The 13,841-nt window shown below is 71.8% G+C and carries 11 protein-coding genes; 5 read left to right on the top strand and 6 right to left on the bottom strand.

The window, feature by feature from the left end:
* The first annotated feature begins 4 nt into the window (after window positions 1-4).
* From OG407_RS37470 to OG407_RS37460, 3 genes are all read left to right on the top strand, one after another.
* Window positions 5-475 (top strand): MarR family winged helix-turn-helix transcriptional regulator, encoded by a 471-nt coding sequence (locus tag OG407_RS37470; protein WP_405864117.1) that lies wholly within the window; start codon window positions 5-7, stop codon window positions 473-475.
* A gap of 94 nt (window positions 476-569) precedes the next feature.
* Window positions 570-1,991 (top strand): MFS transporter, encoded by a 1,422-nt coding sequence (locus tag OG407_RS37465; RefSeq protein WP_405864115.1) that lies wholly within the window; start codon window positions 570-572, stop codon window positions 1,989-1,991.
* A gap of 46 nt (window positions 1,992-2,037) precedes the next feature.
* Complete coding sequence (locus OG407_RS37460; RefSeq protein WP_405864113.1) at window positions 2,038-2,634, top strand: cysteine hydrolase family protein; 597 nt, start codon at window positions 2,038-2,040, stop codon at window positions 2,632-2,634.
* 8 nt (window positions 2,635-2,642) lie between these two features.
* Here OG407_RS37460 and OG407_RS37455 read toward each other — a convergent pair whose 3' ends face one another.
* From OG407_RS37455 to OG407_RS37440, 4 genes are all read right to left on the bottom strand, one after another.
* Window positions 2,643-3,581, bottom strand: a complete 939-nt coding sequence (locus OG407_RS37455; RefSeq protein ID WP_405864111.1) for an RNA polymerase sigma factor — start codon at window positions 3,579-3,581, stop codon at window positions 2,643-2,645.
* 214 nt (window positions 3,582-3,795) lie between these two features.
* Window positions 3,796-5,211: a carotenoid oxygenase family protein gene (locus tag OG407_RS37450; protein WP_405864109.1), complete on the bottom strand. Its 1,416-nt coding sequence runs from the start codon at window positions 5,209-5,211 to the stop codon at window positions 3,796-3,798.
* A 95-nt stretch (window positions 5,212-5,306) separates the two neighbouring features.
* On the bottom strand, window positions 5,307-6,017 hold the full coding sequence (locus OG407_RS37445; protein WP_405864107.1) for an alpha/beta fold hydrolase: 711 nt from the start codon (window positions 6,015-6,017) through the stop codon (window positions 5,307-5,309).
* Window positions 6,018-6,116: 99 nt separating this feature from the next.
* Window positions 6,117-6,698 carry a hypothetical protein gene (locus OG407_RS37440; protein WP_405864105.1) on the bottom strand — a complete coding sequence of 194 codons (582 nt, stop codon included), beginning with the start codon at window positions 6,696-6,698 and terminating at the stop codon, window positions 6,117-6,119.
* A 188-nt stretch (window positions 6,699-6,886) separates the two neighbouring features.
* On the opposite strand from OG407_RS37440, the gene OG407_RS37435 reads away from it, so the two are divergent.
* The gene (locus tag OG407_RS37435; protein ID WP_405864103.1) at window positions 6,887-7,582 is read left to right on the top strand and encodes a DUF998 domain-containing protein; all 696 of its coding nucleotides are present in this window, start codon (window positions 6,887-6,889) and stop codon (window positions 7,580-7,582) included.
* Window positions 7,579-8,250 carry a TetR/AcrR family transcriptional regulator gene (locus tag OG407_RS37430; RefSeq protein ID WP_405864101.1) on the top strand — a complete coding sequence of 224 codons (672 nt, stop codon included), beginning with the start codon at window positions 7,579-7,581 and terminating at the stop codon, window positions 8,248-8,250. Before OG407_RS37435 ends, OG407_RS37430 begins: the two co-directional genes overlap by 4 nt.
* A 104-nt stretch (window positions 8,251-8,354) precedes the next feature.
* Here OG407_RS37430 and OG407_RS37425 read toward each other — a convergent pair whose 3' ends face one another.
* Both OG407_RS37425 and OG407_RS37420 read right to left on the bottom strand, forming a co-directional pair.
* Window positions 8,355-9,629: a TIGR02679 family protein gene (locus tag OG407_RS37425; protein WP_405864099.1), complete on the bottom strand. Its 1,275-nt coding sequence runs from the start codon at window positions 9,627-9,629 to the stop codon at window positions 8,355-8,357.
* Window positions 9,626-13,837, bottom strand: coding sequence for a TIGR02680 family protein (locus OG407_RS37420; protein WP_405864097.1), 4,212 nt, complete (start codon window positions 13,835-13,837; stop codon window positions 9,626-9,628). The genes OG407_RS37425 and OG407_RS37420 overlap by 4 nt, the downstream gene beginning before the upstream one ends.
* Window positions 13,838-13,841 lie beyond the last annotated feature (4 nt).

Raw genomic sequence — 13,841 nt, 5'->3', positions numbered from 1 at the left:
ATCCATGACCAAGAACCCCCCTCCGCAGCAGTCCGTCGCGACCGCGCAGCGGCTCAACGACGCGATGACCCGGCTGCGCGCACGGCTGCGCACCGAGTCGGGGCAGCATGCGACCGGCCTGACCCTCACGCAGCTCGGCGTGCTGGCGAGCGTCGTACGGGAGGGGCCTGTCACCGCGGCGCGACTGGCCGCGCTGGAGCGGGTCAGCGCGCAGTCCATCGCGCAGAGCCTGGCCGTCCTCAAGGCCGCCGGGCTGGTCCGCAGCGAGCCCGACGCGCAGGACGGCCGCAAGAAGCTGATGAGCGCCGACCCGTCCGCGACCGAGCTGGTCGAGAAGCTGCTCGCGGGCCGTGCCTCCTTCCTGGCGCGGGCCATCGACCGGCTGGTCGCCCCGGAGGAGCGCAAGGACGTGGAGAAAGCCATCGAGTTGCTGGAGCGCCTCGCCACGACCGAGCTGAACGAAGGCGGCATATGAGGACCGGGACCGTCCCTGTGAAAACCGGGACCGGCCCTATGAAGACCGGGACCGGCCCTATGAAGACCGGGACCGGCCGTACGAGGACCGGCATATGAGGACCGACGCCGGTAAGGCCGCCGGACCGGCGCGCGATCTCGTGCGCAAGCCCTTCGCGTGGACCTTCACGACCCCGCTCTATGTGGGCGCCGGGCTCAACCCGGTCAACAGCTCCATCATCGCGACCGCGCTGGTGCCGATCGCCACCGAGCTGCATGTCGCGATCGGCAGCACCGCCGTCCTCGTCTCCTCGCTCTACCTGGCCAGCGCCGTGGCGCAGCCCACCGCCGGGAAGCTGGCGGAGGTGCTCGGCGCGCGCCGGATCTTCCTCTTCGGGATCGTCCTGGTGCTGCTCGGCGGGGTCGTCGGCGGCCTCGGCCAGAACCTGGCGATGCTGACCGTGGCCCGGGTGCTGGTCGGCATCGGCACCTCGGCCGCGTTCCCCTGCGCGATGGTGCTGATCCGGCGCCGCGCCCAGGACGCGGGTCTCGACGCCCCGCCGGGCGGGGTGCTCGGCGGGATCGCGATCGCGGGCATGGCCACCGCCGCCGTGGGCCCACCGATCGGCGGACTGCTGGTCGGCGCCGCGGGCTGGCGCTGGGCGTTCCTGATCAACATCCCGGTGACCCTGGCCGCGATGGTGATGGCCGTGCGCTGGCTGCCCAAGGACCCGCCGCTGGACCGCGCGGACAACGGTTTCCGCAGGGTCGCCGACCGGATCGACCTGCCCGGCATCCTCGGTTTCGCCGTGTCGATGACCGCACTGGTCATCTTCCTGATGGGCCTCCCCCGCCTCGGGTGGACCGCGCTCGCCGTCTTCGTGCTGGCCGCGGTGCCCACGGTGTGGTGGGAGCTGCGCAAGCCGGCACCGTTCTTCGACTTCCGCGGCCTCGCCGCCAACGGCGCCCTGACCCGGACCTATCTCCGCCAGGCGCTCTCCCTGCTCGGCACCTACACCGTGATGTACGGCGTGACGCAGTGGATGGAGGCCGCGCACGGCTTCTCCACCGTGACGGCGGGACTCCTGCTGCTGCCGATGGGCGCCGTCTCCGCACTCCTCTCGCGCCCGCTGGCCCGCCGCAATCTGATCCGCGGCCCGCTGATCGTCTCGGCGGTGTCCATGCTGATCGGCTCGGCCGGGATCATGCTGCTCAGCTCGCACGGCCCGGCGATCACGATCGTGCTGGTGTCCCTGATCTTCGGCGTCGCCTCGGCGACCACCACCGTCGGCAACCAGACCGCCCTCTATCTGGAGGCGCCGCCGGACCAAATAGGCACCGCCTCCGGCCTGTTCAGGACCTTCGGCTACCTCGGGACGATCACCTCCGCCGTGATCGGCGGCATCGTCTTCCGCTCCGGCGTGACCGACCACGGCCTGCACGTCCTCGGCCTCGTCCTGGTCGGCGCGGGCCTCGCGGTCCTCCTGCTGACCGTCCTGGACCGCCGCCTGATGGGCCGCAGCACCAAGACCATCTGACCGCCCCCTAGTGCCCTAGTAAGAACCCCACCAAGGAGAACCGCGCGTGAGCACCCCCTCCCTCCCCACGATCACCCCCGAGCGCACCGCCCTGCTCGTCATGGACTTCCAGAACGGGATCGTCCCCATCGCCCCCGACTCCGACGCCCTCGTCGAGCGGGTCAAGGACACCATCGCCGAGGTCCGCGCGGCCGGCGGCGCCATCGGCTACGTCCGCGTCGCCTTCACCGAGGACGACTGGTCGGCGGTCCCCGAGACCAACAAGTCCTTCAGCGCGGTCGCCGCGGCGAAGATGCTGCACCACGAGGACGACGCCACCCGGATCGACGCGCGGATCACGCCCGAGGACGGCGACATCGTCGTCCGCAAGATCCGCTACGGCTCAGGTTCGACCACTGATCTGCACGAGCAGCTGAGCGACCGCGGCATCGACACCCTGGTCCTCGCCGGGATCAGCACCAGCGGCGTGGTCCTGTCCACGGTCATCGACGCGGCCGACCGCGACTACCGCGTCCTCGTCCTGTCCGACGGCGTCGCCGACCCCGACGCCGAGACCCACCGGGTGCTGGTCGAGAAGGTGTTCCCGTCCCGGGCCCACGTCATCGACACCACGGTTCTACGGCAGCTGCTGCAGTCCGCCTGACACAGGGCTCACGCCCGTGCCCCGGGGAAGACCACGCGGAGTTTCCGCACCCGCCCGCCCTGGCGGAACATCAGCCAGGCCAGGGTGGGCGGGCAGGGGTCGGGGATGCCGGCGGGGTTGACGACCTCCATCTCCCAGATGGCGATGTCCCGGCTGGCCACGACATGGCGCAGATGCTGGGTCACGCCCTTGTCCCGGGTGCTGCGCATCGCCGGGAAGGGGTGGCGGCGTTCGCCGTCCTTGTTGAGGACGCCGACGAGTTCGGTCTCCGCGGGCCACAACTCCAGGATGTCCGGAGGCAGTTGGCCGCGCATGGCGCCGTCCAGCGTGACCTCGGCCTCTTGCCGGCTGTCCTCGGTGAGCGCGGAGGCGTCGTCGTGCCCCTCGGCCGCGGTGGACAGCAGTACCTTGGCCATCTTCGCCCGGGCCTGGTTGAGCCGGCTGCGCACGGTGCCGACCGGCACCTCGCAGACCTCGGCGATCTCCTGGTACGAGGTGATCCCGCTGAAGTGCCGCAGCATCAGCACCAGCCGCTGCTGCTGCGGCAGTTCCTCCACCGCGTCCCAGATCCAGTCCCGCATCGCGTGCTGCTCGACGACCCGCTCCGGATGCGAGGGCTCGTCCTCCCGCACCCGCAACTGCTCCAGCGCGTCGAGGCCGGGCACCTCCCGCACGGCCCGCAGCCGCATCCGGGCGGCGTTCCGCACGATCGCCCGCAACCACGCCCCCACGGCGGCAGGCTCCCGCACGTCCCCGATGCGCCGCAGCGCGGTCAACGCGGCGTCCTGTACGGCGTCCTCGGCGTCGGGGCCGTAGCCGAGCAGGCTCAACGCGACGGCGCGCATGGGCGCCTGATGGCGTGTCAGCAACAGGCCCAGGGCGTCGGACTCGCCGGCCTGGGCCCTGCGGGTGAGTTCCTCATCCGTGGGGTGGTCGAGGGGCACCATGAAGCCTCCATGCGCACACATCACAAGCCCTGGGCCACTCCGGGGAGTTGGGCTCATGCTCCGGGAACCCCACTTCTCCCACCCGCCGATGAACAGGAGATGGACCCCACGTGTCGGACCGAGGGGCCCCTTGTCGAGGAAGATACGCCGCTACGGCTCCTCGCCGGGCCCCCTCGGCCGGATCGGTCAACCCGTCGCTCAACCCGCCCCCGTATCAGCCCTGTTCGGCCGACCCGGGCTCGGGCTCCGGCAGCCAGCTGCCGTGGAAGCCGGACGGGACCGGGTACGGCAGCTCCACGACCGCCTGCACGGAGAGGTCGCCGGCGTCGAGGACGAGGAGTTCACCGGCCGCCCCGTTGTCGTCCGAGACGAGTGACATGAGCCAGCCCGCGTCCTCGTCGGTGCCGTCGGACGCCGGTACGAAGACGGCCTCGCCGGAGTAGCGGCTGCCGGGCGTCTTGTGGACGTCACCGGTCTGGCGCTCCAGGTCGTGCTTGGCGATGCCGTCGCCGTTGACCGTGTAGAGGTAGCGGTTCCGGCGCCCGGTGAGGGTCTCGTTGTGGGTGGGGAACTCGGCCTCGCGGTCGTCCAGTTGGGTCTCGGTGACCCGGCCGGCCACCAGGTCCAGGGTCCACCGGTACAGGACGGAGGGGGCCTGGGTGTGACCCGGTTCCCGCACCCCGACCTGGCCGTTCGGCGCACCGGGGACGCTCGGCGTGCCCTGGCCGGCGGGTCCGCCGATGTCGCCCCAGACCTTCCGGAACCCGGCGTCGTCGTAGCGCACCGCGTCCAGCACCACACGGCCCTGGGCGTCCTCGTAGGCGTTGCCCACATGGAAGACGTAGCAGGGGTCGACGTCGAACCAGCGCACGTCGGTGGAGCCGTGCTCGCGGGACATGATCCCGATCCGCGCGCCGTACGCCTCGGCCCACCGGTAGGGCATGCCGCCGCGCCCGGCCAGGGTGTGGTCGAAGACGACGGGCAGGTCCATCCACACGATGTGGTTCTCGGTGATGGCGAAGTCGTGCATCATCGTCGGCCCGGGCACGTCGATCGGCCGGCTGTCGAGCAACTCGCCCTCCGGGGTGACCCGGTGGTAGGTGAGGTACGGCGGCGCGAACCCGGTCCCGAACAGGTGCAGTTCACCGGTGACCGGGTCCTCCTTGGGATGCGCGGTCATCGCGGTGGTCAGCTTGCCGCCGAAGTCGTACGGGCCGACGGTCTCCAGCTCCGGGGTGACCCAGTAGGGCAGGCCGACCTCGCACAGGGCGAGGACGGTGTCGGCGTGCCGGATCACATGGGTGTTGGCGGGTACCGCGGCGAGGTCGACGCTGAAGTCCTCGCGGACGAAGGGGTGACCCTCCAACTCCCTTGTCTTGACCCACCTGTTGCGGTACCACTCGGCACGGCCGCCGCGCAGCCGGATGCCGTGCAGCATGCCGGGGCCGGTGAACCAGTGGCCCCGGTCCTCGCCGGGCAGCGGGTTGGGGCCGTTGCGCAGATAGCGGCCGTCCAGGTCGGGCGGGAGGGTGCCCCGCACGGTCAGTTCGGCGGCGGTGTACTCCTCGGGGACCGGCGCGAAGCGGCCCTGGAGGTAGAGGGGAGCAGGCGTTTCGGTCTCGTTCGTCATGCTGCTTTCCTTAAAGGTGCTGTGGCTCCGTGCCCCCGAACACCTTTGGTCCGGGCCGGAGTTGGCCGCGCGGCGGCGGAGAGGGTTCGGGCGGCTCAGGCGGTGGTGCCCGACGCCGCCTTCTTGATGAACGCGGCGACCTCGTCGGGCTTGGACACGTACACGGCGTGACTGCCGCCGGTCTCGGCGACGGTCGCGCCGGCCCGCTCGGCCATGAGGCGCTGGGCGGGCGGCGGGATCATGCGGTCGTCGGTGGCGACGAGGTAGTAGCTCGCCTTGGTCTGCCAGGCGGGCTCGGTGACCGCGCCCGCCAACGCCTCTACGCCCCACGGGACTTGGGAGTCCGCGAGGAACTCGGCGTCGTCGGCGGGCAGGTCCCCGGCGAAGGACGCGGCGAACTTCTCCCGGTCGAGGAAGAGGAACCCGTCGACGGGCGGCAGGATCGGCGGAACGGGAGCGCCGGGTGGCGGGTCGGCGATGAGGGTGTTCACCGACTCGCCCTTGTCGGGCGCGAACGCCGTGATGTACACGAGCGCCGACACGTTCTCGTGGGTGCCGGCCTCGGTGATCACCGCGCCGCCGTAGGAGTGTCCGACGAGTACGGTCGGGCCGTCCTGGGCGTCGAGGACCCGTTTGGTGGTGGCGGCGTCACCTTCGAGCGACAGCGTGGGGTTCTGGACGACGCTCACGTGGTAGCCGTCGGCGCGGAGCCCGTCGTAGACGCCCCGCCAGCCCGATCCGTCGACGAATCCGCCGTGTACGAGGACGACGTTCTTCGCCGCGCCTGCTTCCGGTGTGGTGCTCACGATGCGCCAACTCCTTCGTGGGGTGAGTGTTCTGGTGCCGAGAGGTCCTGAAGGTTCTCGAAGTCGTGCGACAGGGACGGGAGTTGCCCGTCTCCGGGACTACGGAACGGCCGTCACCGGCGGCTGGGCCAGCGCCATGAGCCGGGCCTGGACCCGGGCGGGGTAGACCTTGGTGAAGATCGCGGGGCCGACGAGCCCGACGACATGGGCGGTGATGCCCACCCAGGCCGGAGCGTCCACCGCGCCCGCGACGGCCAGGCTGACGGCGATGAAGGTGAAGCCGGCTCCCCAGGCGCTGGTGATGTAGTTGTTGACCTGGAGGAACCCCGGCGTGTCCCAGTACTCGCGGGGCGTCTGCCGCTTGGCGATCCCCAGCGTGAAGGGGCTCCAGACCACCAGGCTCCCCCAGGCGGTGCCACCCAGCCAGACGAAGGAGATGACGTCGGTGTGGTCGGACAGCGACGAGTCCGGCCTGACGACGGAGACGGCGCCGATCACGACGAAGTACGCGAGGGTGCTGATCTCCAGGACGAGCGCGTCGAAGCCGACCCCGCGGCGACGGTCGTTCAGCATCATCAGCAGCCCCGTGACGAGACCGCCGAGCGCGCCCCAGCGCCAGTCGAAGGACGACAGGACGCCGGCGACGATCCAGGGGGCGAATCCGGGCAGATAAGCCAACATTGATTGTTTCCTCGGTGGATGGGAGTGGACGCCGACTAGATGCACGGCGGCCCTCGAAGTTCGAACCTTGCAATGTGATGCCGATCACACGGCCGGCGAGCACTCAGGACCGCTAACCGGATAAATCTATCCACTTAATGTAGGGTGGTGAGCACGACCTGTCGAGAGGACCGGTGATGGGAGTGGTGATGGGAACCGAGATGTCCCGCAAGAAGTGGCTGTCGCTGGGAGCCGCCGTCCTGGTGCTGAACGCGGTGCAGTGGGTGGTGTCCGAGGCGGTCGCCGCGGCCGCCTGGACCAACCCCGCCTACAGCTACGCCACGAACTACATCAGCGACCTGGGCGTGACGGACTGCGGCACGAAGTTCCAGGACCGCGTCATCTGCTCACCGGATCACACGCTGATGAACACGTCGTTCATCGTCCAGGGCATCCTGTTCGCCGCCGGGGTGATCCTGCTGGCGGTGCCCCTGCTCACGGGCCGCGCGCGCCGTGTCGTCATCGCCCTGGCGGGCGCGCACGCGGTGGGCTTCCTGCTGATCGGCGTGTTCCACGGCTCCGCGGACGGCCCGGGATACGGCCTGGGCCTGCACGTCGGAGGCGCGTCGGTCGCCATCCTGTGCGCGAACACGATCGTGATCATGGCGGGCTCGCTGAAGAGCCTCCAACTGCCGCGCGCGTACCGCGTGTTCAGCATCGCGGTCGGCGCCCTGGGCCTCCTGAGCGAGGCCGGCGTGGGCGTCTCGACGAGCACGGCGGGCATCTTCGAGCGGGGCGGTGTCTACTCATGGCTGCTGTGGAGCGTCGTGACCGGCGTGTCGATCCTCGTCAGGCAGACGCGCCGGGCCGCCGAGCCGAGGATGCCGGAGAATGTCCCGGCGTGAGCCCGGAAACCCCGCACCAACGCCCGCTGCGAGCGGACGCGGAACGAAACCGCCGCCTGATCATGACGACGGCCGACCGCCTGTTCGCCCGGCGGGGGACGACGGTCCCCCTCAACGAGATCGCCCGCGAGGCCGGGATCGGCGTAGGCACGGTCTACCGCCGCTTCCCGGACCTCCAGTCCCTGGTGGACGCCCTGTTCACGGAACGCTTCACGTTGTTCCTGAACCTGGCGACCACGGCCGCGGAACTCCCGGACCCGGCCCGGGCCCTACGGCACTACCTGCTGGCGGCGGCCCGGTGGCGCTCCGAGGACCGCGCCCTGGAGGTCGTCCTGGCCAACGCGAGCGTCGACACCGGCCCTGTCGCCCGCACCCGCGACCAACTCGGCCGCCTCGTCGACGGCCTCGCCGAACGAGCGGTGGCCGCCGGCGCCGTCCGCAAGGACTTCGCCAGCGCCGACGTGTACGCCTTCCTGAACATGATCGGCGCGGTCGCGGACCGCACGCACGACGTGGCGCCGGATGCCTGGCGGCGGTATGCGGAGGTGTTGATGGTGGGGTTCGGGCTGGAGGGGGCGACGGCGGACGGGACGTCGGCGTTGACGGACGAGCAGTTGTTGGAGAGCTGGCCCAGGCCGGGGGGCGAGCAGCCGGGGGCGGGCGGCTGAGGGTGCGGCGCAGTGGCCCGTCGATGCCGCCGAAGCGCGGACGTCCGCCACACCCCGTCCGCACGCACCGAGCGGCAACGGTGCCCGGCACGTAAGGACGCACTTCAACGAGCCTGCGTCTCCAAGTCCGAAAGCAGGTCGTCGAGCACCGCCTCTTCCTCGACGCGAACACCCCGTTCGGCGAGAGCGACGGCCAGGTCCGGATCCCACGGAGTCGCGGCGGGCGAGCCCGTCAGCTCCGGGGCCTCGGCCATCTCGGCCGCCGCCGCCCGATAGTGGGCCGCCGTGTAGCGCCACGGCCGCCACGGGACGCTTCGCCGCAGCGTCACGGCGATACGCGCACCACCCCAGTCGAAGTCACCGTGATAGAGCAGGTCGGCTCCCTGGCCGGAGAGACCTCGCAGCAGGGTGAGCGCGGCGGCCGAGGGCTGCCCCTGGAGGCACACCATGGGCGGACAGGCCGGGCCGAAGGCGTCGGCGGCGGCGGACAGCACCGCCGGGTTCTCACATACGTGGACGGTTCCCCTCGTCGCGCTGACGGGAACCGGTGTGCGGCGGGTGAGGAAGCGCAGCGTCAGGACCGCGGGCTCACCGGAATCGGCCATCCAGTCCAGGGAGGGGGTGCCCCGGAGGTTGAGGGACAGGACGGTCGATGACACGTCGTCCTTGAGCAGACCCGCCGACGCCCAGGCCTCGCGCCGCCATTCGGCACCCTCGCCGTCGGGGAACGCCGTGAGGCAGCGCAGTCCCGACAGAACGAGAGCGGCGAGCGGTGTCCCTTCGTCCAGGGCGTGGGCGTTCGAAAGCTGCCGAGCGGCGAAGGTCGCCCGTGACGTGGGCGGTACGACGGGCAGCGAGCGCAGCGCACGTACGGCGGCGTCCACCATGGGTCCGGCGACTTCCGGTGTGCGGGCGAGTCGTCGTACGAGACCGTCCTTGCGTATCCGCTCCGCCCAGTCGGCCAGCGCGGCGTCAAGGGTGCCGAGCGGGGCGTACGCCTTCTCCCACGCACGCTCCTCGCTGTCCCGCGCCTCGGCGCGCAGAGTGACGGGGCCGGTGAGTGCCACCACCGCGGCGGCCAGCCCCTCGCCGCTGACACCGGAGCGGCGCAGGATCGCGTCCACCGTGTCGAGGCGGACGGTGAGGGAGCGACCCGCACGCGGTGCGCGGCCCAACAGGCTTTCCGCTGCCCGGCGTTGGGATTCGTCGGGGGTGGCCAGGGTGACCGGACCGGTGAGCAGCCGGTCGTGTGACATCCGCTGCCGAACGCGCTCCACGAGCCAGGCGAGGCCTGGATCACCGAGCAACCGGCCGAGGCGTTCGGCGTCGATCTGTTGACCGGCCCGCGGTGTCGCGGGCGGAGTCACCGGAGGATTCATGTCCACAGGGACTCCTGTTCGCCGATGTCGTCCGCGGCGGCAGCGGCCCCCGGCCCGGCGGACGGACGCTCGGCCCAACCGGCCGTATCGTCACGGCCGTTGCCCCGGCCCGGCACCGTCATCGCTTCCACGGGTCCGCCCGGCTCTGTGCCCCGCCGTCGGTCGCTGCCGTCCCACTCCCACCGGGTCACCAGGACGGCGGCGATGTCGTCGACGCGGGAGAGCTGCGCGATGGCGATGCCGGGGACCTGCGGGTAGCAGGCCCATTCCCGTTCGCTGGTCATCACGACGTCGAGGTCGAACGCCCGTAGCAGACCGAGACACTTGGCACGGGAGTCGTCGTCCACTCCGGCGAACGCCTCGTCCAGGGTGACCAGGCGTGGGGCGTAGGCGCCACCCGCGCTCGCGTAGTGGGAGGACGCGGCGGCGAAGAGGGGTACGGACGCGGCAAGTACCCGTTCACCGCCCGAGGCGGGCCCCGCGGCCGGCACCCACTTGCCGTGCTGGTGCCGTTCGACGCCGAACTCGTGCCAGGCCCGGTAGTCGAGGGCCGCGGTGAGGTCCTCCAGCCAGCTGCCGGCACTGTCGTCGGCCTGTCGGCGCGCGATCTGCTCCTGGAGGAACGCGCCGACAGCGGCCCTGTCCTCGGGCGACCAGGCATCGGCGGACTGCCGCAGCCGGTCACGGGCCTGCGCCAGTCCTTGCGGGGCCCGGCGGGAGGCGCGCCACACCAGCCGCAGTTTCATGCCGGTCGAGGTCGGACGCTCCTCCAGCTCCTTGTTCATGGCACGCACCTGCCGTTCGGCGGCTCCGATCAACTCCTGGAGCGTGCCGGCGACTTCGGTGATCAGGTGGGTCTGAAGGATCTCGCGCTCGTGTGCGGACAGGATCCGGGTCAGCTCGGCGACCTCGGTGGCGAGGGCCGCGGCGAGTTCGGGGACCGCCCGTTCACGGCCCTGGTAGACGATGTCGACCCGCATGCCGTCCTCACTCGGACGGGCGGTGGCGGTGTGGCCGTGGCGGGAGAGCGCGTCCTGGAGTCTGCTGAACTCCTCGCTCAGCCGCTTCTGTACCCGTTCCCAGGCCGCGTCCGAGTCGTCGGTGGAGGAGAGCCGGGACTCGATGGCGCGAGCGAGGTTCACGGCGGGGGTCGCCGCCCAGGTGCCGCCGTCGTTGTCCGGTACGACAGCATCGGGAAGAGCGACGGCCAGCAGTCCCGTCGAGACGAACCGCTGGAGAGCCATGACGGCTCGCTCGCGGGCGGCGGTCGCGTCGGTGACATCCTCGCCGAGTCGCTCGATGCGCCCCTCGGCGTGGCTCGCGCGCCGGTCCGCGTCGCCGAAGTCCGTTCGGGCGTGCTGCTGTTCGCCCTTGCAGTCGCCTATGGCCGCCGCTGTCTCCTCCAGCCGCCGCTGGAGTTCGGCGACGGCCGCTCCCACGGTGGAGCGGAGGGTCGTGAGGCGTTCGTCCGCGGCGGCGGCGAGGCGGACGGCTTCTGTCGTGCGCTCCGCGAGTTCGACGACGAGGAGTTCGGCCCGGCCGGTCTCCGCCTCTTCTCCGGTGACCGCGTGCTCGGCCTCCGCGCGCTCACGCAGGGCCGGCCACAGCGCCGCGAGGAATGCGGTGTGGTCGGCGAGCGCCTGGCGCACGGATGCCAGTCCGGGCCGGTCGGCGGGGAGGTTCATGTCGGCCGCCGCCTCGTCGAGTTCGGTTGCCGCACGGTCGGCGTCCCCGGCTGCCCGGGCCAGTTCCGCGATCCGATCGCTCTGCCGGGTACGGGCCCGGTGCGCCGCGTCGGCCGCGGCGGTGACGCGCGCGTGGGCACGGCGCAGGTCGTCGTCGCCCGGTACCGCGGCGAGTTCGGCGTCGAGCACGCCACGCCGCTCGGCCACCGCACGCGACGCATCGGCCAGTTGCTCCCGTTCCGCCTCCAACGCGCCGAGTTCGGTGCGCAGTTCACTGATTCGGGCACGGCGTGCCTTTTCCCGTGCGCCCTCGCCCACGTACTGGGCGCTGTCCTTGGCCCAGCTTCCGGTCAGCGCGCCGACGCGGTAACTCCCGTCCGTGGACACCCAGGTGTCGTCGGTGCGCTCGGCCGCCCAGGAAGCGTCTTCGGGCGTGTCACCGTTCTTTCCCGCCAGCCCGATCGCGGCGAGCAGACGCCCGACCGTCTGCTCCCCCACGGCGGCGGCCCCTACGTCCGCGTGATTGACGGCCGCACACAGTGCGCGGTCGAGGCCGCCTCTTCCGGGCGGGCCCACCGGGTCGAGCAGCACGTCGTGGCCGTCCGCCGCCACCGCGGAACCGTCCGGCCGCACCCAGGCGTCGAGGAGCCCGGACGCCTCCAACGCGGCTTCCAGTCCGGCTCGTTCAGGCTCGGTGACGTGGGGGCGGAAGTCGACGAGCCGCCAGAGCGGCGCGCCGAGACCTCGGTCCCGGACATCGGAGGTGCGGGTGTACGGAGCCGACGGGCCTCGCTGCCCGCCCGTTTCGAGAGCGGTCAACTCCCCCGCCGCCAGCCGCTGCCGTTCCGCCCTCGTCACCTCACGGTGGGTCAGAACGGCTGCCCGGTCGGCGAGTTGGGAGGCGAGCGTGCGATGGGTTCCGGCCGCCGCCGTCCGTGCCGGGTGAGGGCCGTCGAGACCGCTCACCCAGTCCTGCACCGCGTCGAGGATCCCCGGCAGCCCGGGCACCAGCAACTCCACGCAGCCGGACAGGTGTTCCTTCACCGCCATGACCAGTGCACGTCCCGCCTCGGCGACGTCCTCCTCGGCCTCGGCCAGCCGCTCCCCGCTGTGCACGACCTCCTCGTCGGCCTCGTCGGCGCGCAGCCGGGCGGCCCTGCGCACCTCCTCCGTCCGCTCGGCCCGCGTGGCGAGTTCCTCCACATGTCCCACGGCGCGCCGCCTGCGGGCCGTCGCCTCGTCGGCCTCCCGGCGCAGGACCGCGTCGGGGGCTCCCTGCGTCCGGGGAAGGTCGAGCCGGGCTGCCGCGGCACTCTCCGCCACGCGGCCCCGGCCGATGTCCAACACCTCCCGCGCGGCCGTGAGTCGATTGCCCGCGGTGGCGAGCCGGCCCAGGGCTCGGGTATGTGCCTCCGACGCCGTCCGGCGGTCCGCCTCGGCACGCGTCGCCTCCCCCGCCGTGCGAGAGGCCTCGACCGCCGCCCGGTCGAGTTCGCGGGCGTCGCGCATCTCCGGCCCGGTCCGCAGCGCGGCGTCCTGGGCGCTCAGTCGCGCGGCCCGCTCATCGAGCGCGACCGCCCTCTCCTGGGCCTCCTTCCGGTCCGCCACAGCCTGTTCCCGGTCGCCCTGCGCGGTGAGGAGTTCACGCTGGAGGTGTTCGTAGCGGGCGTGTTCGCTGCGGGGCAGGCGGGCCCTGCGGCGGGAGGCGATGCGGGCGTAGCGCCGGTAGTGGTCGAGGAATCCCGATGACGCCTGCTCGGCCTCGCGCGCCGCGCGCAGTTCCTCCTTCTCCTCGTCCAGTGACCTGAACGCCTCCGCCGCGTCGGCGATGACCGCCTGGTCCATCGGCGGCAGCGCCTCCGTCAACGCCCTGGACAGGGCAGCCTCGTTGGGGCGCTTGGACAGCTGCGGCTGGCGCAGTTGGATCAGGAGGTCGACGAGTGCCGCGTACCGCCGCTCGCCAAGGCCGAAGAGCGCCTCGTCAACGGCTCTGCGATACGTCTTCGCGGTGTCGTAGACCATGCCGCGGCCACCGACCGCCTCCGCGAGACGGTCCCGGGACAGCGCCGTACCGGTGGCGTCCAACAGGTCGAGTCCGGCGCCGATCCGCTGGTCCGTCAGCGCGAACCAGTGGCGGGCGATGCCTCGTCCGGCGACCGCCTTCAGCCCGCAGAGCAGCGTACGGAAGTGCTGCTCGCCCGTGGCCCCGTCGAGCCGTCCGAACTCGATCCAGGTGTAGCCGAGCCGTTCCGGATGCGGGTGTTCACCGCCCAGGAGCAGATTCCACTCCATCCGTTTGCCAGGGTCACCGTCGGGCTCGACGCGACGGGCGGAGAGATCCCCGTCCAGCAGGAACGGCAGGGTGAGCGCGAGCACCTTCGACTTGCCGGTGCCGTTGTTGCCGCGCAGCAGCAACCGGCCGTCGCGGAACCAGAACTCCTCGACGTCGTAGTGGAACAGGTCGACGAGCCCGACCCGCAGGGGCCGCCACCGGCCGGGGGCGGGGGTGGGGAGCGCGGTCACGGCG

It is taken from the genome of Streptomyces sp. NBC_01515, from assembly GCF_045040345.1.
In the GTDB taxonomy this organism is placed as follows: Bacteria; Actinomycetota; Actinomycetes; order Streptomycetales; family Streptomycetaceae; genus Streptomyces.
This window is presented reverse-complemented; position numbering and strand designations above follow the sequence as displayed.

Excerpts from the sequence above, each read along its gene's own strand:
- OG407_RS37465 (WP_405864115.1), top strand. The coding sequence starts at position 570 with ATGAGGACCGACGCCGGTAAGGCCGCCGGACCGGCGCGCGATCTCGTG.
- OG407_RS37455 (WP_405864111.1), bottom strand. The coding sequence starts at position 3,581 with ATGGTGCCCCTCGACCACCCCACGGATGAGGAACTCACCCGCAGGGCC.
- OG407_RS37440 (WP_405864105.1), bottom strand. The coding sequence starts at position 6,698 with ATGTTGGCTTATCTGCCCGGATTCGCCCCCTGGATCGTCGCCGGCGTC.
- OG407_RS37425 (WP_405864099.1), bottom strand. The coding sequence starts at position 9,629 with ATGAATCCTCCGGTGACTCCGCCCGCGACACCGCGGGCCGGTCAACAG.
- OG407_RS37435 (WP_405864103.1), top strand. The coding sequence starts at position 6,887 with ATGGGAACCGAGATGTCCCGCAAGAAGTGGCTGTCGCTGGGAGCCGCC.
- OG407_RS37450 (WP_405864109.1), bottom strand. The coding sequence starts at position 5,211 with ATGACGAACGAGACCGAAACGCCTGCTCCCCTCTACCTCCAGGGCCGC.
- OG407_RS37470 (WP_405864117.1), top strand. The coding sequence starts at position 5 with ATGACCAAGAACCCCCCTCCGCAGCAGTCCGTCGCGACCGCGCAGCGG.